The sequence below is a fragment of the Enterobacter sp. ENT02 genome, from assembly GCF_019219165.1.
Taxonomy (GTDB): domain Bacteria; phylum Pseudomonadota; class Gammaproteobacteria; order Enterobacterales; family Enterobacteriaceae; genus Enterobacter; species Enterobacter mori.
Map to the genome: position 1 here is coordinate 980,594 of NZ_JAHUWD010000002.1, position 26,974 is coordinate 1,007,567.

Genomic DNA, 26,974 nt, shown 5'->3' on the forward strand with positions numbered 1-26,974 from the left:
CAAAGAATGAATTCAGTGACTGCCTATGCCCTGCGTCTGGGCGACAACGGTTTGGTGCTTTCCCAGCGTCTGGGCGCCTGGTGCGGCCACGCGCCGGAGCTGGAAATTGACCTCGCGCTCGCCAATATCGGTCTCGACCTGCTGGGCCAGGCGCGCAATTTCCTGACCTATGCCGCGGAGCGGGAAGGCCAGGGCGATGAAGACACCCTGGCGTTTGGTCGCGACGAGCGCCAGTTCCGCAACGTCCTGCTGGTGGAGCAGCCGAACGGCAGCTTCGCCGACACCCTTGCCCGCCAGTACCTGATGGATGCCTGGAACGTGGCGCTGTACGAACGGCTAACCCAAAGCAGCGACGGTCAGCTTGCCGCCATTGCCGCCAAAGCCATCAAAGAGGCGCGCTACCACCTGCGCTTCAGCCGCGGCTGGCTGGTGCGTCTGGGCGACGGGACCGAAACGTCCGCGCAAAAAATGCAGCAGGCCATCGACAGCCTGTGGCGTTTTACGGCCGAGCTGTTTGAGGCGGATGACGTTGAGCTGGAATTGATTGACGCCGGCGTGGCGGTTGACCCACGCCTCCTGCGCCAGCCGTGGGAAAGCGAAGTCTTTGCCGGTCTGAATGAAGCCTGCCTGCAGGTGCCCGAAGAGATGGCGTACCGCACCGGGGGCAAGCAGGGGCTGCACACCGAACATCTGGGCCCGATGCTGGCGGAAATGCAGTATCTCCAGCGCGCGTACCCCGGCCAGCAGTGGTAAAGGAGAACGCTATGCAACGCCTCGTCGACATCGCGCCTGCGCAAATTCCTGAAATCTGGTCGCTGTTAAGCCAGATCCCGGACCCGGAAGTGCCGGTGTTAACCATCACCGATTTAGGCATGGTGCGCAGCGTGAAGGCGCAGGGGGAAGGCTGGGTTATCGGCTTCACGCCTACCTACTCGGGCTGTCCGGCAACGGAACACCTGCTGGGGGCGATCCGCGACGCGATGACCGCGCACGGCTTTACCCCGGTGCACATTGTGCTCCAGCTTGAACCCGCCTGGACCACCGACTGGATGACCGCCGACGCGCGCGAGCGCCTGCGGGCCTACGGCATCAGTCCGCCCGTGGGGCATAGCTGTCACGTGCACGCACCTTTGGAGGTGAGCTGCCCGCGCTGCGCCAGCACCGACACCTCGCTTATCAGTGAATTTGGTTCGACGGCCTGCAAAGCGCTCTACCGCTGCAACACCTGCCGTGAGCCCTTCGACTATTTCAAATGCATTTGAGGCTGGCATGACAACGTTTCATTCATTAACAGTGGCAAAAGTGGAACCCGAAACCCGCGACGCGGTGACCATCACGTTCGCGGTGCCGCAGGCGCTGCAGGACGCCTACCGTTTCCGCCCCGGCCAGCACCTGACGTTAAAAACGAAGCTTGACGGGGACGAGCTGCGCCGCTGCTACTCCATCTGCCGGAGTACCGCCCCGGATGAGATCAGCGTGGCGGTCAAAGCCATCGACGGCGGGCGTTTTTCCCGCTATGCCCGGGATGAGATCAAAGCGGGTATGGCGCTGGAGGTGATGGTTCCTCAGGGGCAGTTTGGCTACCAGCCGCGGGCCGAACGCGAAGGCCACTACCTGGCGATTGCAGCAGGCTCCGGGATCACCCCGATGCTGGCGATTATCTCCGCAACGCTTGCGACCGAACCGAACAGCCATTTCACCCTGATCTACGGCAACCGCAGCAGCCAGAGCATGATGTTCCGTCAGGCGCTGGCGGACCTGAAGGACAAATACCCGCAGCGGCTGCAGCTGGTCTCCATCTTCAGCCAGGAGCGGCTGGACAGCGACCTGCTCTACGGCCGCATCGACGGGGAAAAACTGCAGGCGCTGGCGAAAACCCTGATCAACTTCCGCCAGTACGACGAGGCGTTTATCTGCGGCCCGTCGGCGATGATGGACGACGCCGAAACTGCGTTGAAAGCGCTGGGGATGCCGGACAAAGCGATTCACCTTGAGCGCTTTAACACCCCGGGAACCACCGCTAAACGCGCGGTGCACGTCCAGGCGGAAGGGCAGAAAGTGACCGTGCGCCAGGACGGACGCGACCGTGAAATCACCCTGACGGCGGAGGATGAAAGCATTCTAGATGCCGCCCTGCGTCAGGGAGCGGATCTCCCGTATGCCTGCAAGGGCGGCGTATGTGCCACCTGTAAATGCAGAGTGCTGCGCGGGAAGGTGGATATGGCGACCAACTACAGCCTGGAGCCGGACGAGCTTGCCGCCGGGTATGTGCTGAGCTGTCAGTCGTTGCCGTTAACCGCCGACGTGATAGTCGACTTCGACGCTAAGGGGATGGCATGAGCGAACTGATTGTTACCCGTCATAGCCGTGTGCTCCAGCTGACGCTGAACCGTCCGGCGGCACGCAACGCCCTCAACAATGCGCTGCTGACGCAGATTGCTGAGCAGCTTGAGGCCGCGGCTTCTGACATCGAGATTTCCGTCTGCGTGATTTACGGCAGCGATCGCTGCTTTGCCGCCGGGGCCGATCTCAACGAAATGGCGGAGAAAGACCTGTCTGCCACCCTGAACGATATCCGCCCCCTGCTGTGGGCGCGCATTAACGCGTTCAGCAAACCGCTGATTGCCGCCGTGAACGGCTTCGCGCTGGGCGCGGGCTGCGAGCTGGCGCTGCTGTGCGACGTGGTGATTGCGGGCGATAACGCCCGTTTTGGCCTGCCGGAAATCACGCTGGGCATTATGCCCGGCGCGGGTGGCACCCAGCGTCTGATTCGCAGCGTCGGTAAATCGCTTGCCAGCAAAATGGTGCTTACCGGAGAGAGTATCTCCGCGCAGCAGGCGCTGAGTGCGGGGCTGGTGAGCGATGTGTTTCCAGCATCCCTTACACTGGAGTATGCCCTGAAGCAGGCGGCGCTGATGGCGCGCCACTCTCCGCTGGCGCTGCAGGCTGCGAAACAGGCGCTGCGTCAGTCTCAGGAGGTGCCGCTGCAGGCCGGGCTGGCGCAGGAGCGTCAGCTTTTTACGCTGCTTTCTGCCACCGAAGACCGCCGGGAAGGCATCGACGCCTTCTTACAAAAACGCACCCCAGACTTTAAAGGACGCTAATTGTGGAATGTATTCTCAGTCATGTTGAGCAAGGCGTAATGACCATTACGCTGAACCGTCCGGAGCGTCTGAACAGCTTTAACGACGTGATGCACCAGCAGCTTGCCGAGTGCCTGAAACAGGCCGAGCGTGATGACACCATCCGCTGTCTGCTGATCACCGGGGCGGGACGCGGCTTTTGTGCCGGTCAGGATCTGAACGACCGTAACGTCGACCCCAACGGCCCGGCGCCGGATCTGGGGATGTCCGTTGAAACCTTCTATAACCCGCTGGTGCGCCGCCTGGCAAAGCTGCCGAAGCCGGTCATTTGTGCCGTTAACGGCGTGGCGGCTGGCGCGGGGGCTACGCTGGCGCTCGGCTGCGACATGGTCATTGCCGCTCGTTCCGCCAACTTTGTGATGGCCTTCAGCAAGCTCGGGCTGGTACCGGACTGCGGCGGCACCTGGCTGCTGCCGCGCGTGGCCGGACGCGCACGCGCCATGGGGCTGGCGCTGCTCGGCGACAAACTCAGCGCCGAACAGGCGCAGGCGTGGGGGATGATCTGGCAGGTGGTGGATGACGAGCAGCTCTCCGCTACCGCGCAGCAGATGGCGCTGCATTTTGCCTCTCAGCCCACCTTCGGGCTGGGGCTGATCAAGCAGGCGATCAATGCCGCAGAAACCAACAGCCTGGACGCGCAGCTCGATCTCGAGCGCGACTATCAGCGCCTGGCCGGGCGCAGCGACGATTACCGCGAGGGCGTCAGCGCCTTCCTGGCGAAGCGCGCGCCGAACTTTACGGGGAAATAAGATGCTGAACATACGCACTGTCGCCGTGATTGGCAGCGGCACGATGGGGGCCGGGATTGCCGAAGTGGCGGCCAGCCACGGTCATCAGGTTCTGATTTACGACATTTCTGCCGACGCCATTTCCCGCGCGATTGACGGCATTCGTCAACGCCTCGCGTCCCGGGTAACGCGCGGAAAGCTTTCTGCGGACGCGAGCGGACAGATCCTCGCCCGACTGGTTCCGGTGACGGATATCGATGCGCTGGCATCGGCAGATTTGGTTATTGAGGCGGCCTCCGAACGCCTTGACGTCAAAAAAACGCTGTTTGCGAAACTGGCGGAAGTCTGTCCGCCGCAGACGCTGTTGACCAGTAACACTTCCTCTATCTCCGTCACGGCGATTGCGGCGGACATCCTCCATCCGGAGCGCGTCGCAGGGCTGCATTTCTTTAACCCCGCACCGGTGATGAAGCTGGTGGAGGTGGTCAGCGGGCTGGGGACCTCGCCGGAAGTGGCCGACGCGCTGTGCGAGCTGGCGCTGAACTGGGGGAAACAGCCGGTTCGCTGCCAGTCCACGCCTGGGTTCATCGTCAACCGCGTCGCGCGTCCGTTCTATTCCGAAGCCTGGCGCGCGCTGGAAGAGCAGGTCGCCCCACCGGAGGTGATTGATGCCGCCCTGCGCGAAGGCGGCGGGTTCCCGATGGGGCCGCTGGAGCTGACCGACATGATTGGTCAGGACGTGAACTTTGCGGTGACCTGCTCAGTATTTAACGCCTTCTGGCAGGAGCGTCGTTTTCTGCCTTCGCTGGTCCAGCAGGAGCTGGTGCTGGCAGGGCGGCTGGGCAAAAAGAGCGGGAAGGGCGTCTACAACTGGCTGGGTGACAAACCCGAGGTGCAATGGATGGCAGCCGTGAACGACAGCTACAGCCCGATGCGCGTGGAGAAAAGACGTGACGGCGTCACCGAAATTGATGATGTGTATCTGATTGAAACGCAGGGGGAAACCGCTCAGGCGCTGGCGCTGCGGCTCAACGGCCCGGTGGTGGTGATCGACCGCATTGAACGTGATGTGGCGGTGATTGCCGCGGCGGCAAGCAACCCGCATACCGCGACGCAAAAAGCCATCCGCTACCTGCAGCAGCAGGGTAACCGGGTGGTGCAAATTGCCGATTATCCCGGCCTGCTGGTCTGGCGGACGCTGGCAATGATTGCCAACGAAGCGCTGGATGCCATGCAAAAAGGGGTCGCTAGCGAGAAGGACATCGATACCGCCATGCGCCTGGGCGTGAACTACCCGAGCGGACCGATCGCCTGGGGCGAGCGTCTGGGCTGGCAGCGCCTGCTGACGCTGCTGGAGAACCTGCAGCGCCATTACGGCGAAGAGCGCTATCGCCCCTGTTCACTGCTGCGCCAGCGCGCGCTTCTGGAGAGTAGCTATGAGTCTTAACGCCTGGCATAACGCCCGAGCGATGTACGAACGGGACGCCTGCGCGCAGGCGATGGGGATGGACATTGTCGAGATGGACGAGGGCTACGCGGTGGTGACCATGACCATCACTCCGCAGATGCTTAACGGCCACAAAACCTGCCACGGTGGACAGCTTTTTTCGCTGGCAGATACCGCCTTTGCCTACGCCTGCAACAGCCAGGGGCTGGCAGCGGTGGCCTCAGGTTGTTCGATTGATTTTCTGCGTCCGGGCTTTGCCGGGGACACGCTCACCGCCACCGCGCGCGTGATGCATCAGGGCAAGCTGACCGGCGTGTATGACATTGAAATCCAGAACCAACAACAGAAAACCGTCGCCCTTTTTCGCGGAAAATCTCACCGCATCGGCGGCAGCGTGACAGGAGAGGCAGATGCGTGACGCATTTATTTGTGATGGTGTTCGAACCCCTGTGGGGCGCTACGGCGGCGCGCTTGCCGCAGTCCGAACCGACGATCTCGGTGCCGTGCCGCTGCGCGCGCTGCTGGCCCGCTATCCCCAGCTCGACCTCGAGCGGATCGATGATGTGATCTTCGGCTGCGCCAACCAGGCGGGGGAAGATAACCGCAACGTAGCGCGTATGTCGTCCCTGCTGGCTGGACTGCCTCAGACGGTGTCTGGAACCACCCTTAACCGCCTGTGCGGGTCGGGGCTGGACGCGATTGGTTTCGCAGCGCGCGCCATTAAGGCAGGCGACGGCGACCTGCTGATCGCGGGCGGCGTGGAGTCGATGTCACGCGCACCGTTTGTGATGGGCAAAGCCACCGCCGCGTTTCAGCGTCAGGCGGACGTCTTTGATACCACCATCGGCTGGCGATTTGTGAATCCGCTCATGCATCAGCAATTCGGAACTGACAGTATGCCGGAAACGGCAGAGAATGTAGCTGAATTGTTAAATATCAGTCGTGCCGATCAGGACGCGTTCGCGCTGCGCAGCCAGCAGCGTACCGCGCAGGCGCAGCAGAACGGTATTCTGGCGCAGGAGATTGTGCCGGTGCGGGTGCCGGGCAAAAAAGGGGCGGTCACAGAGTTCAGCGTGGATGAACATCCGCGCGCGGACACCACGCTCGAGCAGCTCGCCGGGCTAAAAACGCCGTTCCGTAAGAACGGAGTGGTGACGGCGGGAAATGCCTCCGGCGTCAACGACGGCGCGGCGGCACTGATTGTCGCCAGCGAGAAGATGGCGCTGGCGCAGGGGTTAGTCCCGCGCACGCGGATCGTGGCGATGGCGACGGCGGGCGTGGAGCCACGTCTGATGGGACTCGGCCCGATACCTGCCACCCGCAAGGTGCTGGAGCGCGCCGGACTCAGTATTAACGATATGGACGTGATTGAGCTTAACGAAGCGTTCGCCTCGCAGGCGCTGGGCGTGCTGCGTCAGCTAGGCCTTCCGGATGATGCCGCGCACGTCAACCCGAACGGTGGCGCGATTGCGCTGGGCCACCCGCTGGGAATGAGCGGTGCCAGACTGGCGCTGGCCGCGAGCAATGAATTGCACCGACGCGGCGGGCGCTACGCGCTGTGTACGATGTGCATCGGTGTGGGTCAGGGCATTGCCATGATCCTTGAGCGTGTTTGAGCATAAAAACAATGTGAGTACCCTACAATGACAAATACAACAAAGCTTGATCCGATTGAAACGGCCTCCCTTGACGAGCTACAGGCGCTGCAGACCGCGCGTCTGAAATGGACGCTGCACCATGCCTACAACAACGTGCCGATGTACAAACGCAAGTTTGACGCCGCGGGCGTTCACCCTGACGATTTCAACGAACTGGCGGATATCCGCAAATTCCCGTGCACCACCAAGCAGGACCTGCGTGATAACTATCCGTTCGATACCTTTGCCGTGCCGATGGAGCAGGTGGTGCGCATTCATGCATCATCCGGCACCACCGGCAAACCGACCGTGGTGGGCTACACGCAGGGTGATATCGACAACTGGGCCAACCTGGTGGCCCGCTCCCTGCGCGCCGCGGGTGGCAGCGCGAAGGACAAAATTCACGTGGCGTATGGCTATGGCCTGTTTACCGGTGGGCTGGGGGCGCACTACGGCGCCGAGCGTTTAGGGGCGACGGTGATCCCGATGTCCGGCGGTCAGACGGAGAAACAGGCGCAGCTGATTCGTGATTTCCAGCCGGACATGATCATGGTGACGCCATCCTACTGCCTCAACCTGATTGAAGAGCTGGAGCGCCAGATGGGCGGCGATGCCAGCGGCTGTTCCCTGCGCGTGGGCGTCTTCGGTGCCGAGCCCTGGACGCAGGCCATGCGTCGCGAAATTGAAAAACGCTTAGGCATTACGGCGCTGGATATTTATGGCCTTTCCGAAGTGATGGGACCGGGCGTGGCGATGGAGTGTATCGAAACCGTCGACGGCCCAACCATCTGGGAAGATCACTTCTACCCGGAGATCGTCAACCCGAACGACGGCACGCCGCTGGATGACGGTCAGCAGGGCGAGCTGCTGTTCACCACGCTGACCAAAGAGGCGCTGCCGGTGATCCGCTACCGCACCCGCGACCTGACGCGTCTGCTGCCGGCAACTGCGCGCAGCATGCGTCGTATGGACCGGATCAGCGGGCGCAGTGACGATATGCTGATCATCCGCGGCGTCAACGTCTTCCCGTCACAGCTGGAAGAGGAGATCGTGAAGTTCGAACACCTTTCTCCGCACTACCAGCTGGAGGTGAACCGCCGCGGGCATCTTGATTCACTTTCGGTGAAGGTCGAGCTAAAAGAGAGCAGCTTAATCCTGACGCACGAGCAGCGCTGCCAGGTGTGCCACCAGCTTCGCCACCGCATTAAGTCGATGGTGGGGATTTCCACCGACGTGACGATCGTGAACTGCGGCAGCATTCCGCGCTCGGAGGGTAAAGCCTGCCGGGTATTTGATTTGCGTAAAGTGGCTGCCAACGGTTGAATTTCCCTCACCCCAGCCCTCTCCCATAGGGAGAGGGTGTATTGCGTTCCCTCTCCCTTTGGGAGAGGATTAGGGTGAGGGTCGATCCCAGATTCCTATGCTATGATTCATCCAGGACAAAAATTACAACAGAATGAATCACATGAATAAACTCGACGCCTTTATCCAGCACGCGGTTAGCTCCGTTCCCGTCAGCGGGACTTCGCTTATTTCTTCGTTATACGGTGACGCGCTTTCCCATCGCGGCGGTGAGATTTGGCTCGGCAGCCTTGCCGCTCTGCTGGAAGGCATGGGGTTTGGCGAGCGCTTCGTGCGCACCGCGCTGTTTCGCCTCAACAAAGAGGGCTGGCTGGACGTTTCCCGCATCGGGCGTCGCAGCTTTTACCGCCTGAGCGATAAAGGGCTGCGTCTGACGCGTCGCGCGGAGAATAAGATCTACCGCGCGGAACTGCCCGCCTGGGACGGAAAATGGTTATTGCTGCTCTCCGAAGGGCTGGATAAAACCACCCTTGCCGACGTCAAAAAACAGCTGATCTGGCAGGGGTTTGGCACGCTGGCACCGAGCCTGATGGCCTCGCCGTCACAGCATCTGGCGGACGTGCAGTCATTGCTTCACGATGCCGGGGTGGCGGAAAACGTGATTTTCTTTGAAGCCCACTCGCCGCTGGCGCTTTCGCGCGCGGCGCTGCGTTCGCGAGTGGAAGAGTGCTGGCAGTTGACCGAGCAAAACGCGATGTACGAGACGTTTATCAGCTCGTTCCGCCCGCTGCTGCCGCTGCTGAAAGAGGCCGCGCCGGAGGAGCTGACGCCGGAACGCTGCTTCCAGATCCAATTGCTGCTGATTCACTTTTATCGTCGTGTGGTGCTGAAAGACCCGCTGTTGCCGGAAGAGTTACTGCCCGCGCACTGGGCGGGACAAAGCGCCCGACAGCTTTGCATCAATATCTACCAGCGCGTCGCGCCGGGGGCGCTGGCGTTTGTCAGCGAAAAAGGTGAAACCTCGGTTGGGGAACTGCCCGTGCCCGGCACGCTTTACTATCAACGTTTTGGTGGTCTGAATACTGCGTAAGGAGAGGGTATGCCTGTTTATCAAATTGATGGTCTGACGCCAGTGGTACCTGACGAGAGCTACGTTCACCCAACGGCAGTGCTGATTGGCGACGTGATTCTGGGCAAAGGCGTTTATGTCGGCCCAAACGCCAGCCTGCGCGGCGACTTTGGTCGCATCGTAGTGAAAGACGGGGCGAACATTCAGGATAACTGCGTGATGCACGGCTTCCCGGAACAGGACACGGTGGTGGAAGAGAATGGGCATATCGGCCACAGCGCCATTTTGCACGGCTGCATTATCCGCCGCAATGCGCTGGTGGGCATGAACGCGGTGGTAATGGACGGAGCCGTCATCGGTGAAAACAGCATCGTCGGCGCGGCGGCGTTCGTGAAGGCGAAAGCGGAGATGCCCGCCAACCATTTGATTATAGGCAGCCCGGCCAAAGCGATTCGCGAGCTGAGCGAGCAGGAGCTCGCCTGGAAGCAGCAGGGCACGCGGGAGTATCAGGTGCTGGTGGAGCGCTGCAAGTTGACAATGCATCAGGTAGAGCCGCTGCGTGAGGTTGAGCCTGAGCGGAAACGACTGTCGTTTGACGAGAATTTAAGGCCAAAGTCGGCGGTGTAGGGCGGAAGGTCCGCTTCGCGGGAGAAGCGGACGTAAAGAGACATAGAAAATACCCATTTTGGGATTAAGCACATTCCGAAGCATCCCTCTGATAAACCAGTTTCCCCGGGAAGCGGCATTGCTATCGCTGTGACTGAAGGACGACCGGGGGCGTATCAGCAACTGCCAGCCCAGCCAGCTTAAGTAGGCGGCACCACAAACTTTCAGCACCGTGTAAGCCAGTTCTGAAACCGCCAGCAGAGCACCCAGACCTAGCGCAACCAGGGTGGTTGTTTCTCAATCAGCCTGACGTCGCAACTCTTAATTATTATCAAGGAACGCGTCAGGCCCCATCCCGTGAAGTTCTGAAATATCAGGCCTGAACTGATATGATAATTTTGAATTAATCTGGAGGGATAAATGAACGCAGACACGATTGTCACGTTATTTAAGTTCAAACGCTGGGCAGACGCAGAAACACTACGGGCAATGCAGAAGGTCGATATCCTGGAGAATGCTAAGAAGCACCATCTGATGCTCAGGCTTATGAACCATATATATGTTGTGGATATGATTTTCAGAGCAAATATTACCGGTCAAAAACACCAGTACACAGCGTTAAATACGCCAGAAACTCCATCTTCAGACGAACTTCTTTTAAAGATGTCTGAATGCGCTGACTGGTATATACAACACGCCGGCGCAATGAGTGCCGCTGATTTTCAGGAAACGATAAAATTTCGTTTTGTCGATGGCGGATACGGAGAGATGAAAGCGATGGATATGCTTAATCATGTCTTATTTCATGGCTCATATCATCGTGGTGCAGTGGGCTGGATGCTTTCAGAAACGGGAATTACCCCGCCTAAGGATGTACTCACTGTTTTTCTGAGGGATCATAATCATTAACAGGCCAACGTTAGAAACAATCGTCGAATTAGAACAGGTTCTGTTTTGAGGATGCCAGTATGACTCATTTTTACCAACTTACAGCGACCAGCCTGGATGGCCAACCAATCTCTATGGCCGACTACGCGGGTAAAGTGGTTTTGGTCGTGAATACGGCAAGCCAGTGCGGCTTCACGCCTCAGTACGCCGGGCTTGAAGCGCTATACAAGAAATACGCGACTCAAGGGCTGGTGGTTCTTGGCTTCCCCTGCAACCAGTTCGGTAAGCAGGAACCCGGTGGTGCCGATGATATTTCAAAAACCTGTTACATCAACTACGGCGTCAGTTTCCCGATGTTTGAGAAAGTAGAGGTAAATGGAACTGCAGCGCACCCGCTGTTTCGTTATTTGAAAAACGAACTGCCCGGCGTGCTGGGCGGTCGGATCAAATGGAACTTTACTAAGTTTTTGATCGGACGCGACGGTAAACCACTCAAGCGTTTTGCACCGATGACTACGCCCGAGAAAATGGACGCTGCGATCCTTGCGGCGCTGGAAAGCTAAGCGTCTTTGATTGGCGCGGGCCAGAGGGCCTTTCTTTAGTCTGTTTTTCGACTTGTTTTCCCCGATTTGTTGTATAGCGAAAGAGAATTTATATGGCATAAATGCTCCATACGAATATCAAAGGGAACGACCGTATGTCGCTTTATGACCTTAAGACTGAAGCAAATACATTAAATGAGGCCTGGCGCTCTCACGTATTAGGCCGCGTTGGGGAAACAAATCTCAAAATTCTGCGAATGGATGAGCGCTCGGTCACTGAAGAGGTGCATGAGTATGACGAGGGGTTACTGGTTATTGACGGGCGTCTGGAACTGAGTGTTAACGGAAAAAAAATCTCTGTAAGCTCGGGCGAGCTTTATATAGCCAAAGCTGGTGTTCCTCATACTGTGGAAATCGGCAGCTTTGGCACACTGGTTATCATCGATCTACCCGAAACCGAAAAAGCCCTATAAGGGAACTCAGACCGCTGACAACGTGCGTTTCGCCCGGCGGCGCTACGCTTGCACGGGCCTACGTTGCGAAATGTAGGCCGGGTAAGCGCAGCGCCACCCGGCAAAAAAGACGGTTAAAATGTTGATGGCGGTGTTTGTCATCAATCCCAGGCCCCGTGAGGGGCCTGGTCTGTTTTAACGTCTGAATCAGAAGCGATATTGCAGACCCGCTGTAATGGTATAGTTGTGGTTAGAAATACCTGCTGCATCCCCGCCAATAGACCCGGATTCGCCAGTATTGGTATCAATAATCTGCGTACCGCCTTTACCTTCTTCGTAACTGCTATAGGTAAATTCAGCAAAAACTTTGGCGTGCGGCGTCACGTAATATCCGGCATCAACGGATGCGCCATAATAACGGGAATCCGTTGTCTTCTCGCGGAAGGTTAAATCGCGCATATAGTGCTCGTCGTTATCATGCGCGCGGACCCAGTCACTGAATTTGAACAGGGCGTTAAATTCAAAGTCATTAAAGCGGTACTGTCCTGCAAGGCCAATATACGGCATAGAGAAGCGCTGGCTATAACCAATACCGCGCTCGCCTGCCGGGAAATTACCCTGATAAGCACCATTGTCGTAATTGTAAGAACCCCCGGTTGCCGTCCAACTGAAGCGGGTTTCCTGATAACCTACGGTGACGCCCGCTTTATAGTTATCGCCCTGGAAGATCCAGCCTTTTACGTTGAGATCATATTCATTGGCATAGTTAACATTCGTCGAAGGATGGCTTGAATGATCTGTCCAGGAGGATTGTTTTGCATTCATCCAGTCATAGTCATCCATATGACCTGAGCCTGAAGCCATGGACGTCCAGCCGCGGGCGTTCAGTGTCAAAAATGAGTATGCATCCCAGGAGATATCGCCTTTCAGAATGGCAACATTTTTTATTTTCCAGTCCAGTTGGCTAATTTTTCTTCCGGTGACGTCGTCATAAACCATTTCGTGAGATTTTCCGCTCAGCATCCCGGCAGAGGCTGAAACCGTTAAACTTTCCGGTGAAAAATCCGGTGTGACTTGTGAGGTACCTGCATATACCGCCCCTGAAAATGCGGCCATCATCATTCCCGCAACAATATTTCTTGTCATTTTTATTTCCCTAAAACAAATTAATCAATGAGTTGCAGGGGGATATTAAAATTCATACAAATAAGAATCAACTGCCAGTTTTGGTAATTTTTTATAATTTGACGTAAGGAGCGATATTTAACTTTGGGCCGCCTGAAGGAGGCGGCCGATAATATTTAAATCATTACTGGCTCGATGCAAAATAGCAGTAACTTGATTCACTGTAACCGGCGCCACAATAAATTCCGTTTACCCACGCAGCCACGGCGTGATCGTAAGTCCTGTCAGCAGGCCCTCCGGGCTGAGCAGGCGAGTAACGGTCTGTCCCCACGGTTCGACGCGGTTGGCCACCAGCAGACGATAGCCTTTTTCACTCAGAATGCGGGTAGCCGAATCCAGGTCCTGCACCTCGTATTCAATCCATCCCTGCGGTATCGGGTATTCAGAGGGCCACTGCGCTTCGCCAAAACAGGAGGTTGCCGCCTGTGAGAGCGGCCAGACGGCAAAATGCTTCGCGCCTGGCAACTGGCTCTCTTCAGTGAGCAGATAGTCGGCATTTCCTTCCATCGGCTTCAGCGGCAAACCGAGCGTCTGCACATAAAACGCGGTGCTGGCGTCGCTGCTCTGCGAAACAGGCCCGAAGCCGGCGATAAATAAGACATCAATTCCCGGTAACGTCTGCGGCATATCCACTCCTTAATGGGTTGAAACTCCAGAATTTATAGTATGGCTCTCAAAACGGGTTCTGCATTCACCGCACCTGCGCTTTCACGACGGGTTTAAACTTCAGCGCGATGACGATCAGCAGGATAACACCCGCACTCATGACCAGCCATGCGCTGGTCAGTGAAACAGCGCTGTCGCTAACGATCCCTGCAATTAATGGCATTAGCGCGGCAATCATATATCCACCTCCCTGCACTTTAGACAATAGCTTCCCGGCCTGCGCGGGCGTGCGGGCGTGATCGAAGGTGACGATGAGCGACAGCGGGAAGAGGGCACCGATCCCGGTACCCAGCAGCAACGTGGATAACACCGGCGTTGTACCCGGCGCAAAGACCAGACACAGTAATCCCGCCAGCAGCAGCAACAACACCGTAATCAGCGGAACGCGGCGGTCGGGGAATTTACCGATCAGCGCGGAGACGGCAAACCCAGCGACAACCTCGGTTAACGTCAGCCAGGCCAGCATGTAGCCGCTGCTGCGTGCGGACCATCCCGCCTGAATATAGAGCGGAGGCAGCCAGGCCAATACCAGCGTATAGGCTCCTGTTCCCACGCCGAAAAAGAGCAACAGTAGCCCTGTGCGAGAGGACGAGAGCGTAACGGTTTCGTGTGCTGTTTTTTCCCCTTGAGGATGCTTAACCAGAGTCAACCACAGTATCAGCGCCAGCAGCGCTAACAGCCCGGCCATTGCCAGTGCGGGTTTCAGCGTGAGCCATGAAAACAACGGCTCGGCGCTGGCGGCGGCGACTGCCGCACCGGCCATAATGCCCGTGCTGAATAGCGACATCACTGTGCTGGCCGTTTGCGTATATTCCTTTTTAATCAGGGCAGGCATTAACGCCTGGATCGTGCCTATGCTGGCCCCGCCCAGTAACGCGGTGCCCATAAGACTCGCTGGTGAGGCGCTAAAACCGCGCAATAAACAGGCCACAAGCAGGATGAGGAGCCCGAACATAATTCCCCGTACGGCGCCGACTCTGGCTAAAAGCCAGGGCCCACATAAGGCGGCCAGCCCCATCATCGCGACAGGCAGGGTAGTCAGCAGGCTGAATTGCGTAGCCGTTAGCCCCGCTTCGCGCTGAAGTACGGAAAACAACGGTCCGACAGAAGCCAGAATAGGGCGCAGGTTCAGCCCAACGATAAAAGCGATAACGGCGAAGAGTAATGGCGACGTGCGTTTCAACAGGGAATCCTTTTCAGTTATGAATGGCTCGGGCAAATTGCCGCGAGCATTTATCTTAACGTTAAGATAAAATATGTTTTTGCGTAAGATGTACCGCACAACAGGATAAATACCCACGACATCAGGGGTGAAAATGAAAGACCATGTAGACTTCGTTGTCGACCAGTGGAGCCGTGCCATGCCGGAGCTGGACGCCTCGTCGATGAAAATTTTTGGCCGCATGCTCCGGCTGATGAAGCATCTGGGAAAAGAATGGGCGGAGGCCATGTCCCAGTTTGGTTTTCGCGAGGGGGAGTTTGACGTGCTCGCCACGCTGCGTCGCGCCGGTGAGCCGTACTGCCTTTCGCCCACGCAGCTGTATAAATCGCTGTTGATCACTTCAGGGGCGATGACGAACCGGCTCAGCCATCTCGAACAGCAAGGGCTTATCAGGCGTATTGCCGATCCGGACGATAAGCGCAGCACCCTTGTAAGCCTGACACCGCACGGGCAAGAGCTTATCGAGGAGGCGCTGATCGTGCATACACAAACGCAAAATGCGCTGCTGAGCAACTTATCTGACGCGCAGCGCGCGCAGCTTGAGTCCCTGCTCAGGGAGCTGCTGCTGACGTTTCCGCCCGAGGGGCTGGGTGACAAGCCACAGAGTGCCGATAAAACAGAAACTGCATAGCCAAACCTCACAGAAAGGGAACGTATGTCTTTACCACCACTGTATGCCCTGCGCGCCTTTGAAGTTGCCGCGCGGCTGAACTCCTTCAGCAAGGCTGCTGAGGCACTGAATATCACGCCGGGCGCGGTCAGCAGGCATGTCCGGACGCTTGAAATGTGGTTCGACTGCGAGCTGTTTAAACGGCAAGGGCCGAGAGTTGAAGTCAGTGAGGCCGGGCGTATTCTGGCCGGACTGCTTAGCGAAAGCTTCTCTAACATCGAGTGGGCCTGCCGCGCGTTCAGAAGTGAAAATCACCTTCTGCGCCTCAAGGCTCCCAGCACCCTGACAATGAGATGGCTTCTTAACGTCCTGAAATCGTTTCGTGAAAACCATGCGAAACCGAAAGTAGAAATTGCCAGCGTCTGGATGGACTTCGACACCGTTGACTTCAGCCGTGAGCCCTACGATTGCGCGATCCTCCTCGGTAATGGCTATTTCGGCGAGTCAACAGAAAGCAGGCTGCTCTTCAGCGAATGGCTCATTCCGGTTTGTACCCCGTCTTTGCTTGAGTCTGCCCGGCATCAGCTACCGCAGTGCGACCTTATTCACCCCTCTCCGGACAGACGGGACTGGCGACGCTGGCTGAAAAGATCGGGGCTATTTCCCGGTCTCGACATGAGCGGCGGGATTGTGTTTGACACCCTGGAGCAGGGAAGTCTCGCCGCCATGCACGGACACGGCGTGGCGATGGCCGATCTGCGGCTCACGCTGGAAGCGTTGAAAAGCGGCCTGCTCGCGCTGCCCTTCAGGGAGGCGATTGCAACAGGGGATGGCTACTACCTGGTCTGGCCGAAAAATTCGCTCAGAAGACAGAGTATTGAACGTTTGCTGGCCTGGCTAAACCTGAACTCGCCGGTAGTGCCTTCTCTGGATATCGTCTGTCTTGAGTACGATGAAAAACGGCTTTCTTAAATTAAGCAGGATATTCCTGACGGGATATCCCGCATAGTTAATGCGTTTATGCGTAGGGGATATTTGCCATCTTCTTATATCTTTCCGGCAGGGCGCTATTCAGGTTGAGTAATTTATCCAGAATATAAAGCGCAGGCGTACCCTTTGCGCGCTCTGCATCGATCAGCGCAGCGCGTAATACATTGGCAGCCGCGGTCATTTTATAAAAGTACGCTTCTGATTCAGGCGTCTGCGCTTCGCCTGACGTGGCGTACCGCACCTGGGGCCACTCGGCGAAGTCAAGCAGGGGAAGCGTTCCATCTTCTTTTGGTAAATGGGCAGCGAGCAGCTCCTCGGCGTTACCCGGATTGCTTTGGGCGAAAGACAGGAGATGTAGTCGATGTATAAAGGGCGAAAGCGTATCGGTTCGATGGTTTTCTGACGACAGTCGCGTAATTAGCGCATGGATTTTTTCATCCGTGGTGTTTATTTCCGGTGAACGTATTTTCATTAAATGAAATAAAACATCGAGTGTCATAGGTGCTCCATATACGCACATTATTATTTATTGTTTTAACGTCGCTATCTACTATCGACAGCACTATACCAGGGGTGAATGGATGGTATTTCATCGCGATAACGGTTGAAAAACGATAAATAGTGGGCGTCAATGTGAGTTTTACTCAAAATAGGATTTGTTATCGCGTGAGTATCTTAGAGCCTGCTGATTACATGTGTTCGTCCCCATACGTTTGAACTGCTTACGGCTCTGAGAAGTTGCTTGTTGGTTTTGAATTTTGATGGCAGCAGTAATGTGACCCGGCACCCGGAAAGGCGCGCCGGACAAGATAGACAAGATCCCGCCAACTCAACCGGTCGTATTAAAATGCCAGTCGCTGGCAGTGGACAGCGCCACGAACGGACCGGCCAGCGTGCTGTTGTGATGACGAATAATGTCACTGGCGAATAAATGTTCATTGTCCATTGTGGTATGTGCATCTGAAATCAATACCGTCCTGAAGCCAAGATCCGGCGCAGCCCGGCAGGTGGTATCGACACAAAATTCTGTTTTCATCCCGGCAATGACCAGCTGCTTGATGCCCCTCTGATTAAGTTCATGCTGCAATTCGGTATTCCGAAAACAGCTGGGATAGCGCTTTGTGAAAACAACATCCTGCTTCTTCACGTCCAGCTCGGGTATCAGTTGTGTTAATGGGCCTTTCTCTGAGAAGGGAGAGTCGTCTGGCCCGATATGTCGGGCAAAAAAAACGGGCACCTCTGCTTGCCGCGCGTTGGCGATTAACAAACGGATATTTGCCAGCACGGCGTCCGCGGACCAGGGGGAAACCGGGCCCCGGAAGAGGCCTTGCTGCATGTCGATAATTAAGAGAGCACTGTCAGATGACATCATTTCTTTCTCCATTCAGAGGGCGGTGAACGGAGAACGATTTCCCCGTCCAGGCCGGCGGGGATTGAGGTTCTGTTAGTCAGTAGTTCGCTACAGATACGCTCACGCCGCCGAAGGTCTCGGTGGTCGTGAGAGTGGTTGTTGGCTTAACTGACAGATACATGGAATGACCTTTGTTTATTCAGTCCGCTATATGCGGAACGATCACGTTAGTTATAGTGTTGCTTAACGCATTTCTTCAATCCACCAACTTGGGTAGGGGTCTGATGCAGCGGCAGGAAGCTGTCAGCAAAGGCGCGTAGCCTGCGGGGCACGCCTTTGCTGACGAGATAGCCAGAATTATCTCAGGCTCTTGAGCCCTTTCAGGAAATCCTCCACCTGGGCAGGTGTTGCCGTGTCTGCCTGGTAAAGGATATCGAGCTTCACGTTCTTCAACCCGCAGAAGCCAAATACACCTTCGATTATCTGCGTCTGAATCGCCGTCGAATAGCCATGTTTGTCGAATCCGGTGAGATCGCTGCCGCCGGTGGCAATCAGGCGGACGGGAACATCGCGTAAATTGCCCACAATCCGGCCATCGTCGGCCACTTTATACGCCCAGTTCAGGGTCAACACCCGATCGAACCAGCCTTTTAACAGTGCGGGGACTGACCACCAGTACACCGGGAAGACAAATACCAGCATATCTGCGCGTTCAACGCGCTGCTGCTCGCGCAAAATATCCTCGGGAAGCGCAGTGGGATCGCCGTGATACAAATCAAGGTCGGGACGAGACATGGTCGGATTAAAGCCTTCAGCATGAAGATCGGCAATTTCTACCTGCGTCCCTTGCTCGCGTAACGTCGCGGCAATGCGATCCGCCAGCGAATGGGATAATGAATGTTCGACAGGGTGAGCCGTCACGATCAGTGCATTATTGATGACATGTGTAACAGACATAGCAACCTCAGCAGGGGAGTGAATTGACACCTATATTACTATTGGTAACTTAGGTGTCAATCCGCCAACAACGATCATTTTGTGCTGTTGGCGTAGGTATCCAGAACGCCAGACATGGCGCCGCTGAGCATATCTTCTGCGACGTTGCGAGCGAGTATCCCGTTACCCGCGGCAGTACTGAGCGCGTCCGCGGCACCGATGATGGCTGTCAGTACCGCTTCACCCTGAACGCCTTTTAGCACGATAAACGGAGAAAGCGCCGTGCGAAGACAGTCGGCACATTCGGCAACGCACGCCTCGCGGAACGTCTGCAACGCGCGGGAGCCGGACAGCGCTGCGGCTATCGGACCCGTTTCCGGGCCGGCGGTAATGGCGCAGTCGATATAGGCAGCGCTGAAAAAGCGGATCGTCTTCTCCAGCGTTTTGCTGTCGACCGCCAGCGTCTCGCGGAATTTTGCCAGCTGACTATCGCTATAATCCTGGTACAGTGCCATCAGCAAGCCTTCACGATCGCCAAAGTGGTCGTAGGGAATAGGCTTTGTCACGTTAGCCCGCTCGGCAAGATAGCCCAGGGTGAGCGCCTCGGTGCCTTGCTGGCGAACAATGCCGCGAGCAACCTCCAGCAACTGCACCCGGCGATCCTCTTTTCTTAAGCGCTTAACAACCATGATGTCCCTCGTATCGATTATCTACTGATAGTAGTTTACACGCTTTCTGCCAGAGGCTGAACGCTTTGTGTCGCAGGACGGATCCTGAACCAGATCGCATACATCGCGGGCAGGAAGACCAGCGTAATGATGGTTCCCCCTAACGTTCCGCCGATCAGCGTCCAGGCGAGCGTTCCCCAGAATACGGAATGCGTCAGGGGAATAAAGGCCAGAACGGCGGCCAACGCCGTCAGTAAGACCGGTCTGGCACGCTGTACTGTCGCTTCGACAACCGCATGGAACGGATCGAGCCCATCTTTCTGGTTATGATCGATTTGACCAATAAGAATCAGCGTATTGCGCATCAGAATGCCCGAAAGGGCGATCAATCCGACGAGGGCGTTGATGCCAAACGGCTGATTGAACAGCAGCAAGGTTGGCACTACGCCGATAAGCCCCAGCGGCGCGGTAAGAAAGACCATGACCATGGCCGACATGGAACGCACCTGCAGAATGATGATCAGTAGCGTCAGGGCAATCATAATGGGGAACAACGGCAACATTGCCCGGGTGGCTTTGCCTGATTCCTCAATCGATCCGGCCATTTCTATACGGTATCCTGGCGGCAGCGAATCCACGATCGGCTGGAGCTGCTTCATGATGGCTGTAGACACGTCCGGTGGCTGAAGTGATTCGTCGATATCGCCCCGCACGGTGATAGTCGGCGTTCGATCGCGACGACGCAGCAGCGGATCTTCCATTCTCACCTCAACATCGCCAATTTGTGACAGTGGGATGCGCTGACCCGCATTGCCGACCAGGGTAAAGCCCGCTATTTTTGCCGGATCCAGGCGAATGTCACCTGCGGCGCGGCCAATCACCTGAACGGCGCGAATGTCCTCTCGTACAGACGTGATAGGAACACCGGACAGCAGGAACTGCAGCTGCTGAGCAACGGCATTCGAGGTTAAACCAGTGGCCTGCAGGCGGTCCTGATCGAGCGTGAAATGCAGTGTGGGTACGCGCGTTCCCCAGTCCGTGTTGACGGTCCGCATCATCGGGCTTGCCTCGAGCACGCCTTTCACTTTGTCAGCGATGCCGCGTAGCGTATCGACATCGGGTCCCGTGACTCGCCAGGCGACCGGGAAGGGAGAATAGGGACCAAACACCAGCTGCGTGACGCGCACGCGCGCTTCGGACGCAAGGCCTTCGGCAACCGCTTTACGTAGTCGGAGCTTGAGTGCCTCACGTGATGCCGGGCTATCCGTCAACACCACTATCTTCGCAAATGACGGATCGGGTAACTCAGGTGCCATGGCCAGATAAAAGCGCGGTGAACCCTGACCAATGTACGATGTGACGATGTTGGCTTCTGGCTGTTTCTTCAACCAGTCTTCTATTTTTGCTGCGGCGGCGCTGGTCTGCTCGATTGACGTGCCGTAGGGCATCTGCACTTCAACCAGCACTTCGGGGCGATCCGACGTCGGGAAAAATTGTTTTTTCACCAGCCCCATGCCCAGGATCGCCAGGATAAAAATGGTGACAACCGACCCCGCCACAATCCATTTTCTGGCGATGACGCGGGTTAAGAGATGGCGAAAACGGTTATAGCGAGGCGTGCCATAGATGGCGGCATGGCCTCCTTCCACTTTGGGCAGATCCGGCAGCATTTTCACGCCGAGATAGGGGGTGAAAACCACGGCGACGACCCACGACGCAATCAGCGCCAGGCCGACAATCCAGAACATATTGCTGGTGTATTCTCCCGCCGTTGATTGGGCGAAACCATTCGGCATAAAGCCAATGGCCGTTACCAGCGTACCGGCGAGCATCGGGGCAGCGGTATGGCTCCAGGCGTAGGCGGAGGCTTTGATTCTGTCGTAGCCTTCCTCCATTTTTACCACCATCATTTCGATGGCGATAATGGCATCATCAACCAGCAAGCCCAGGGCAAGAATGAGGGAGCCCAGCGTGATGCGGTCAAAGTTAATGCCGCTGGCTTCCATTACCACAAAGACCACGGCCAGTGTCAGAGGAACCGCCGCCGCGACGACCACGCCCACGCGCCAGCCCATGCTGACAAAACAGACCACCATTACAACCAGCAGGGCGACGAAGAATTTGATCATGAACTCATCCACCGACGAGCGGATGTTCACGGACTGATCGGTGACTTTCGTCAGGGTCATTCCCAGAGGCAGACCGTCATTGATTCTCGTCGTTTCGGCATCCAGCGCTTTCCCCAGCGCCAGCCCGTTCCAGCCTTCGCGCATCACAACACCCAGCAGCAGAGCCGGTTCATGCTGGTTACGAATTTGCAGAACAGGCGGGTCTTCATAACCACGTTCCACCGTGGCGACGTCGGAGAGCTTGAGCGTTTTGCCCTGCGCAATAAACGGCGTATCGCGGATTTTCCGCAGGGTATCGAAGGCCCCGTCGAGGCGGATAAAGATCTGTGCGCCACGCGTCTCAATTGAACCCGCAGCCGTCAATACGTTCTGATTGTTCAGCGCATTGAAAATATCCTGAGGCGACAGGCCCAGCGTCGCGAGACGCTCGTGAGAGAAGGAGATATAAATCCGCTCAGCCTGCTCCCCGATGATATTGACTTTCTTCACGCCGGGGACGTGCAGGAGCTGCTGGCGCATGGTTTCGGCATCGCGCACGAGCAAACGCTGCGGCTCTCCTTTTGCTTTGAGCGCAAAGAGAGCAAATGTCACATCGGCGAACTCGTCATTGATCATCGGTCCCGTTACGCCTGCGGGAAGATTTCGGCTCTCATCCCCAAGCTTTTTTCTGGCCTGATAGAACTCTTCCTGCACCTCAGAAGGTGGCGTATTGTCCTGTAATGACAGCGTGATAAAGGCCATGCCGGGGCGGGTATAGGTTTCCGTACGGTCATACCATTTGAGCTCCTGCAGGCGTTTTTCCAGCGGTTCGGCCACCTGATCCTGGATCTCCTGCGCGGTCGCGCCGGGCCACACGGCGATTGCGGTCATCTGCTTCACCGTGAAAGGCGGATCTTCTGCACGTCCGAGCCCAAAAAACGAGAGAATACCGGCAATCGTCACCAGAATAATCAAAAACAGCGTGACCGAGCGCTCGCGTACGGCAAGCGCTGACAGGTTAAAGCGTCTTTCGCTCATGGCTGACTCCCCGTGCGCTGTTGAGCGAGGCGGACCACTTCGCCTTCATGCAGAAGATGCACCCCTAACGCGACAATTTTTTCTCCAGGCCTGACACCTCCTGTTACCTGTGCGGAATCATCACTCACGCTAAGCACTCTGACGGGTTGCCAGGTCACTTTGGCGGGTTGAGTCGAGATCCGCCAGACGCCAGGCCCTTTGCCCGCATCGTAGAGCGACGCAAGGGGAACCTGCATGACCTGGTTTTTCTCTTTACTGTTCCCTATGTTCAGCGTGACAGTCGCACCCAGCGGCGCGTCTGCCAGCGCGCCTGCCAGAACATAGCGCGCCTCATAGGTGCGGGTGGTGGCATCGGCGGAATCGGAAAGCAGACGAAGCGTTGCGGTTACGGGCTGTTGTTCGTTGCCATAGCGAGTCGCCTGCGCTTCGCTACCGACGACGGGACGCAGGGTTTCAGGAAGTTGCACCAGCGCCTCACGTTGTCCCGCGCGGGCCAGGCGGATCACCGCTTGTCCGGCGCTCACGACCTGACCTGGCTCAGCGAAGGTCTCCATCACCACGCCGTCTGAATCGGCCAACAGTACGGCATAGCCTGTCGCGTTTTGCGCTACGCTGGCCTGCGCCCTGGCGGCACTAAGCTCCGCTCTGGCGGTATCGGCCGCCGCTTTAATTTGGTCGTACTCGGAGGCAGACACAGCGCCCGTAGCCACAAGGCCCCGATAGCGCGTTTCGTCAGCGATCGCTTTTCTTGCACGCGCCTGGGCGGCATCCACCGTCCGTTGCTGAGCCTGCGCCTGTAACGTCAGGTCAACGGGATCGAGGCGCATTAAAGGCTGGCCTTTTTTTACGCTCTGGCCTGTATCAACAAGGCGCTCAAGGACTTTGCCCTGAACCCTGAAACCGAGATCGCTTTGCGTTCTGGCAACCACCACGCCGGTAAATGCGCGAGACGTCGCGTTCGCGAATTCAACGGACGCGGATCTGACGAGAGGTGGGTGCGTGCGCGGATCGTCACTCGCCGCGTTATCGCCGCAGGCCACGAGGGCCAGCGGCAGGAGAGAAACGAGACAACGGGCTGAAGTAAGCCTGAGCATGGGAAACCCTTATTAAAATAACAGGACAGTTTCCGCATTCTCTGACTAGTGACCAATAATGTCAATGGTCACAAATCAGGGAGCCAGACTTCTTAAAATGAGTGAGGGGAGAAGGATCGCTGCGGTGGGGGCGGTTTCGAGATTGTATTGCAGTTGAATGGGGTTAATGAAAGGGCACATCACCAGATATATCGCGAGCGTAGCCTCATCGAGCGGGGTTTTCCTTTCGAACTCCCCGGCCTGCCTGCCTTCGACAATAATGCTCTCAATCAGTTTTAACAGGTGTTCTGAATACCTTTCTGCTGAAGGCCATTTTTCCCGCGCGGCAACGGCGGCGATGTCGTAAAGCTTACGATCGTGGAAAAACAGTTCGCTTCCTGCCTCGGTGAGCGCCCTGAAGAGACGACGTATTTTTTCGCTGGCGGAGGGCGCATCTGCGAGTGCTGAATACACTGCGGTCATGATCAGCTCCAGGCGGTTAGCACAGATCACCTCGCCGATAGCCTGTTTGGAGTCAAAAAATTTATAAATGTAGGCCTTTGAAAAACCGATGGATTTAGCAAGCTCTGCCACGGTGGTTTTTTCATAGCCGTAGTGACCGAAGTGCTCAAATGCCGCTTCGACGATCTGCTCTCGGACGGAGTGGTCAAGTGGACCACGTGTAACTGGGACGTTCAAATTTTTAGTCATTTTTTAAGCTTAGCGTGACAGGCTTCGAATGACAACGAGTGACCATTTCGTAATTTGGTTACATGCGTTTTCGTCATGAACCCTTCAGACGGGACGATAAATCAGATGGGGTAAGTGTATCACTGTTTTTCGCGCGCAATGGCATCTATATGACAGTGCCAGCCTTGTGTCGATGCGTTCTAATCGGCGGGTGAGAGGAGGCCGCTAAAAAATGCGGCCTTATATATCAGGCAGCCAGTTCAGGCATCTGTTCCTTCACGAAATTTAACACCTTACTCGCGTCCAGAGACGCATAGGGTAAACTCTCAATAATGGCGATCGAACGCGTATTACCCACCGTTTCTTTTATCTCATCGAGTTTGTACTGAATGTGCGGCGCGATGAGGAAACCATCGAAAGCGGGAGCAACGCTGGCGAAGTTATCCAGCCCTACAGCGCTAATCATCAGCGGATAACCTTCGCGTTCTGCCAGAGACTGCATCTTTTTGGCGAGCGAGTTTGCGGTATTACCAAACAAACAACAGATCAGAAGCTTTTTCATATTTTGTACCTCCTGAAAACCGCTCACAGGGTAGTCCTGAGGCCACGCCTGAAATGTGCGCTATCTCTTAATAAAGCTATAAACCCAGATCGCTCAGAGAGGGGTGATCGTCCGGACGTCTTCCCAACGGCCAGTGGAACAGTCGCTCTGATTCTTTTATCGGCATATCGTTTACGCAGGCAAAACGGCGCTTCATTAACCCGTCCGGCTCAAACTCCCAGTTTTCATTACCGTATGAACGGAACCAGTTGCCGGAATCATCATGCCATTCATAGGCATAGCGCACCGCGATTCGGTTATCCGTAAATGCCCAGAGCTCTTTAATCAGACGATACTCCAGCTCTTTTTTCCATTTCCGTGCCAGAAACGCCTGGGCTTCTTCACGGTTGGTCGCGAATTCTGCGCGGTTGCGCCATTGGGTATCGAGCGTATAGGCAAGCGCGACTTTCGCCGGGTCGCGACTGTTCCAGCCATCTTCTGCCAGTCTGACTTTTTCGATAGCGCTTTCACGAGTGAAGGGCGGTAAAGGAGGACGTGTGTTCATTGCGATTACCTCTGGGTTATATGATGTAGACAGGTCTGTCTACTTACGGTAATCTATGCCTGTAAAATAACGCTGTCAACCTCCGTTTTGAGGCTACTAAAAAAATGAAAACAGAACCCGCAGGCAACGATACTAAAATTAGCGTCAGAGATAAGATATTACTCACGGCGCACGATCTATTTTATTCCACAGGCTTCAGGGCGACGGGGGTGGATACGCTGATTAAAGCATCAAAAGTGACCAAGGTGACTTTCTATCGTCATTTTCCGAGTAAAAGTTTACTTATTCTCGCCTATTTACACTATCGGCATGAAATATGGATTAGCTGGTTTGTGGCTACGCTGCGTCGACATTTTGACGAAGGCGAAATACCTTCTGATGCGATATCTGCAACGCTTTACGAATGGTTTATTTCGCCCGAGTTCCACGGCTGCGCGTTTATTAATGCCAGCGCAGAGGCTAAATCGGAAGATATTGAAAGTGAAATAAAAGAGATATGCCGGGACCATAAATCAGAGACAAAGAAAACAATCGTCACGCTCACCGGTATAAATGATGAAGAGACCGTCAATGACATGATGATGCTCATTGACGGCGCTATTATTCATGCGCAAATGGGTATGGATCCAGAAAGGGTGGTTAAAGCGTTAAAAACGGGCTTAGAGAAACTGACCGGTCAGTGATATTTCCCTGCGCTTAATCAGCTCTCGTACCGAGCCGATCACGCACCCGCGTTATACTGTCGGAATGGTGCCGCCATCAATCACGTATTCTGTCCCTGTGATACTTGAAGCATGAGATGACGCGAGGAAGACGATGAGGTTAGCCACCTCAATCGGTTTGGCAGGGCGTCCGAGCGGTATTCCACCTAACGCCTTCATAATGATCTGTTTGCCACCTTCGTAGTCTGTTCCTGCCTGCTCTGCCAGCCTCTCCGCCAGTGCAACCGCGGCTTCGGTTTCGATCCAGCCGGGTGCAACGCGCACGACCCGAACACCCTTCGGCGAGACTTCCTTTGACAGGCTCTTGCTGTAGGTCGAGAGGGCTGCTTTAGCCGCCGCGTAGCCCGTGGTTGATTCCGGTAACGGCAGTTCGCGCTGAATAGACGTCACGTGAATAATCACCCCGTTTCCCTGCGCAACCATTCCGGGGAGCAGGGCGCGATCTAAGCGTACGGCGGGCAACAGGTTAAGACTTAGCTCCTGCTGCCACTCGGCTTCACCAAGCGCAGCGAAACCGCCACCGGGTGCGGTTGAACCACCTGCGACATGGACAATCACGTCGACACCGCCCATCTGTTCCTGCACCGCCGATGCGACGGAGGCACATCCTGCAACTGTCGTCAGGTCAGCGGCGACGAATGTATCGGCGATATTTACCTCAGGCGCGTGGCGCGCCGTGGTTAATACCGTTGCACCGAGCTGTTTTAAAAGTCCGACCACTGCTTTTCCAAGCCCTTTTGTTCCAGCGGTAACAAGCACGCGCTTACCTGTGAAATGAATATCTAATGACATGAC

Annotated in this window: 30 protein-coding genes and 1 pseudogene; 17 read left to right on the forward strand and 14 right to left on the reverse strand. The window is 56.3% G+C overall.

The features are described 5' to 3' along the window. The first annotated feature begins 6 nt into the window (after positions 1–6). From paaC to paaY, 11 genes are all read left to right on the forward strand, one after another. Positions 7–753: a 1,2-phenylacetyl-CoA epoxidase subunit PaaC gene (gene paaC / locus KW829_RS10700; protein ID WP_218308188.1), complete on the forward strand. Its 747-nt coding sequence runs from the start codon at positions 7–9 to the stop codon at positions 751–753. A gap of 11 nt (positions 754–764) precedes the next feature. After that, complete coding sequence (gene paaD / locus KW829_RS10705; RefSeq protein WP_218308189.1) at positions 765–1,262, forward strand: 1,2-phenylacetyl-CoA epoxidase subunit PaaD; 498 nt, start codon at positions 765–767, stop codon at positions 1,260–1,262. Between the two features lie 7 nt (positions 1,263–1,269). Further along, positions 1,270–2,340: a 1,2-phenylacetyl-CoA epoxidase subunit PaaE gene (paaE, locus tag KW829_RS10710; protein ID WP_218308190.1), complete on the forward strand. Its 1,071-nt coding sequence runs from the start codon at positions 1,270–1,272 to the stop codon at positions 2,338–2,340. Further along, positions 2,337–3,104, forward strand: coding sequence for a 2,3-dehydroadipyl-CoA hydratase PaaF (gene paaF / locus KW829_RS10715; RefSeq protein WP_218308191.1), 768 nt, complete (start codon positions 2,337–2,339; stop codon positions 3,102–3,104). Before paaE ends, paaF begins: the two co-directional genes overlap by 4 nt. Continuing rightward, the gene (gene paaG / locus KW829_RS10720) at positions 3,104–3,892 is read left to right on the forward strand and encodes a 2-(1,2-epoxy-1,2-dihydrophenyl)acetyl-CoA isomerase PaaG (RefSeq protein WP_218308232.1); all 789 of its coding nucleotides are present in this window, start codon (positions 3,104–3,106) and stop codon (positions 3,890–3,892) included. Before paaF ends, paaG begins: the two co-directional genes overlap by 1 nt. A 1-nt stretch (position 3,893) precedes the next feature. After that, positions 3,894–5,318 carry a 3-hydroxyacyl-CoA dehydrogenase PaaH gene (gene paaH / locus KW829_RS10725; RefSeq protein WP_218308192.1) on the forward strand — a complete coding sequence of 475 codons (1,425 nt, stop codon included), beginning with the start codon at positions 3,894–3,896 and terminating at the stop codon, positions 5,316–5,318. Beyond that, positions 5,308–5,736, forward strand: coding sequence for a hydroxyphenylacetyl-CoA thioesterase PaaI (gene paaI, locus KW829_RS10730; RefSeq protein WP_108416967.1), 429 nt, complete (start codon positions 5,308–5,310; stop codon positions 5,734–5,736). Before paaH ends, paaI begins: the two co-directional genes overlap by 11 nt. Next, a complete protein-coding gene (gene pcaF / locus KW829_RS10735) occupies positions 5,729–6,934 on the forward strand; it encodes a 3-oxoadipyl-CoA thiolase (RefSeq protein WP_218308193.1) in 1,206 nt (401 codons plus the stop codon). The genes paaI and pcaF overlap by 8 nt, the downstream gene beginning before the upstream one ends. A gap of 27 nt (positions 6,935–6,961) precedes the next feature. Beyond that, positions 6,962–8,278 (forward strand): phenylacetate--CoA ligase PaaK, encoded by a 1,317-nt coding sequence (gene paaK / locus KW829_RS10740; protein WP_089598793.1) that lies wholly within the window; start codon positions 6,962–6,964, stop codon positions 8,276–8,278. Positions 8,279–8,411: 133 nt separating this feature from the next. Beyond that, entirely contained in the window at positions 8,412–9,347 is a 936-nt protein-coding gene (gene paaX, locus KW829_RS10745) for a phenylacetic acid degradation operon negative regulatory protein PaaX (protein ID WP_089598794.1), read from the forward strand. Between the two features lie 9 nt (positions 9,348–9,356). Further along, complete coding sequence (gene paaY / locus KW829_RS10750) at positions 9,357–9,953, forward strand: phenylacetic acid degradation protein PaaY (protein WP_218308194.1); 597 nt, start codon at positions 9,357–9,359, stop codon at positions 9,951–9,953. Here paaY and KW829_RS10755 read toward each other — a convergent pair. After that, a pseudogene (locus KW829_RS10755) lies at positions 9,951–10,217 on the reverse strand (LysE family translocator); the annotation flags it as partial. The gene paaY and the pseudogene KW829_RS10755 overlap by 3 nt on opposite strands. A 135-nt stretch (positions 10,218–10,352) precedes the next feature. Here KW829_RS10755 and KW829_RS10760 point away from each other — a divergent pair. From KW829_RS10760 to KW829_RS10770, 3 genes are all read left to right on the forward strand, one after another. Then, positions 10,353–10,841 (forward strand): DinB family protein, encoded by a 489-nt coding sequence (locus KW829_RS10760; RefSeq protein ID WP_010430762.1) that lies wholly within the window; start codon positions 10,353–10,355, stop codon positions 10,839–10,841. 59 nt (positions 10,842–10,900) lie between these two features. Then, positions 10,901–11,383, forward strand: coding sequence for a glutathione peroxidase (locus tag KW829_RS10765; protein WP_218308195.1), 483 nt, complete (start codon positions 10,901–10,903; stop codon positions 11,381–11,383). A 134-nt stretch (positions 11,384–11,517) separates the two neighbouring features. Then, positions 11,518–11,835, forward strand: coding sequence for a cupin domain-containing protein (locus KW829_RS10770; RefSeq protein WP_218308196.1), 318 nt, complete (start codon positions 11,518–11,520; stop codon positions 11,833–11,835). Between the two features lie 186 nt (positions 11,836–12,021). On the opposite strand, the gene KW829_RS10775 is transcribed toward KW829_RS10770, so the two are convergent. From KW829_RS10775 to KW829_RS10785, 3 genes are all read right to left on the reverse strand, one after another. After that, positions 12,022–12,960: an omptin family outer membrane protease gene (locus KW829_RS10775; protein ID WP_218308197.1), complete on the reverse strand. Its 939-nt coding sequence runs from the start codon at positions 12,958–12,960 to the stop codon at positions 12,022–12,024. 228 nt (positions 12,961–13,188) lie between these two features. Continuing rightward, positions 13,189–13,626: a VOC family protein gene (locus KW829_RS10780; RefSeq protein ID WP_218308198.1), complete on the reverse strand. Its 438-nt coding sequence runs from the start codon at positions 13,624–13,626 to the stop codon at positions 13,189–13,191. A 64-nt stretch (positions 13,627–13,690) separates the two neighbouring features. After that, positions 13,691–14,848, reverse strand: a complete 1,158-nt coding sequence (locus KW829_RS10785) for an MFS transporter (protein WP_218308199.1) — start codon at positions 14,846–14,848, stop codon at positions 13,691–13,693. Between the two features lie 133 nt (positions 14,849–14,981). Between KW829_RS10785 and KW829_RS10790 the strand changes: the two genes are divergently transcribed. Beyond that, positions 14,982–15,518: a MarR family winged helix-turn-helix transcriptional regulator gene (locus KW829_RS10790; RefSeq protein WP_218308200.1), complete on the forward strand. Its 537-nt coding sequence runs from the start codon at positions 14,982–14,984 to the stop codon at positions 15,516–15,518. A 24-nt stretch (positions 15,519–15,542) separates the two neighbouring features. Continuing rightward, entirely contained in the window at positions 15,543–16,469 is a 927-nt protein-coding gene (locus tag KW829_RS10795; protein WP_218308201.1) for a LysR substrate-binding domain-containing protein, read from the forward strand. Positions 16,470–16,515: 46 nt separating this feature from the next. On the opposite strand, the gene KW829_RS10800 is transcribed toward KW829_RS10795, so the two are convergent. From KW829_RS10800 to KW829_RS10840, 9 genes are all read right to left on the reverse strand, one after another. Next, complete coding sequence (locus KW829_RS10800; protein WP_089598803.1) at positions 16,516–16,986, reverse strand: hypothetical protein; 471 nt, start codon at positions 16,984–16,986, stop codon at positions 16,516–16,518. A 330-nt stretch (positions 16,987–17,316) separates the two neighbouring features. Next, positions 17,317–17,859 carry a cysteine hydrolase family protein gene (locus tag KW829_RS10805; RefSeq protein ID WP_218308202.1) on the reverse strand — a complete coding sequence of 181 codons (543 nt, stop codon included), beginning with the start codon at positions 17,857–17,859 and terminating at the stop codon, positions 17,317–17,319. Positions 17,860–18,195: 336 nt separating this feature from the next. Further along, positions 18,196–18,795, reverse strand: coding sequence for an NAD(P)H-dependent oxidoreductase (locus KW829_RS10810; protein WP_218308203.1), 600 nt, complete (start codon positions 18,793–18,795; stop codon positions 18,196–18,198). A gap of 74 nt (positions 18,796–18,869) precedes the next feature. Further along, positions 18,870–19,463, reverse strand: a complete 594-nt coding sequence (locus KW829_RS10815) for a TetR/AcrR family transcriptional regulator (protein ID WP_042716852.1) — start codon at positions 19,461–19,463, stop codon at positions 18,870–18,872. 35 nt (positions 19,464–19,498) lie between these two features. Next, positions 19,499–22,588 (reverse strand): efflux RND transporter permease subunit, encoded by a 3,090-nt coding sequence (locus tag KW829_RS10820; RefSeq protein WP_218308204.1) that lies wholly within the window; start codon positions 22,586–22,588, stop codon positions 19,499–19,501. Beyond that, positions 22,585–23,682: an efflux RND transporter periplasmic adaptor subunit gene (locus tag KW829_RS10825; protein WP_218308205.1), complete on the reverse strand. Its 1,098-nt coding sequence runs from the start codon at positions 23,680–23,682 to the stop codon at positions 22,585–22,587. Before KW829_RS10825 ends, KW829_RS10820 begins: the two co-directional genes overlap by 4 nt. A gap of 75 nt (positions 23,683–23,757) precedes the next feature. After that, positions 23,758–24,372 (reverse strand): TetR/AcrR family transcriptional regulator, encoded by a 615-nt coding sequence (locus tag KW829_RS10830; protein ID WP_010430809.1) that lies wholly within the window; start codon positions 24,370–24,372, stop codon positions 23,758–23,760. Positions 24,373–24,598: 226 nt separating this feature from the next. Then, positions 24,599–24,913 (reverse strand): PTS sugar transporter subunit IIB, encoded by a 315-nt coding sequence (locus KW829_RS10835; protein ID WP_010430812.1) that lies wholly within the window; start codon positions 24,911–24,913, stop codon positions 24,599–24,601. A 76-nt stretch (positions 24,914–24,989) separates the two neighbouring features. After that, positions 24,990–25,457 (reverse strand): nuclear transport factor 2 family protein, encoded by a 468-nt coding sequence (locus KW829_RS10840; RefSeq protein ID WP_010430814.1) that lies wholly within the window; start codon positions 25,455–25,457, stop codon positions 24,990–24,992. A gap of 104 nt (positions 25,458–25,561) precedes the next feature. Here KW829_RS10840 and KW829_RS10845 point away from each other — a divergent pair, with 104 nt between their 5' ends. After that, on the forward strand, positions 25,562–26,140 hold the full coding sequence (locus KW829_RS10845; RefSeq protein ID WP_218308206.1) for a TetR/AcrR family transcriptional regulator: 579 nt from the start codon (positions 25,562–25,564) through the stop codon (positions 26,138–26,140). A gap of 51 nt (positions 26,141–26,191) precedes the next feature. On the opposite strand, the gene KW829_RS10850 is transcribed toward KW829_RS10845, so the two are convergent. Next, positions 26,192–26,971 (reverse strand): SDR family oxidoreductase, encoded by a 780-nt coding sequence (locus tag KW829_RS10850; RefSeq protein ID WP_010430819.1) that lies wholly within the window; start codon positions 26,969–26,971, stop codon positions 26,192–26,194. Positions 26,972–26,974 lie beyond the last annotated feature (3 nt).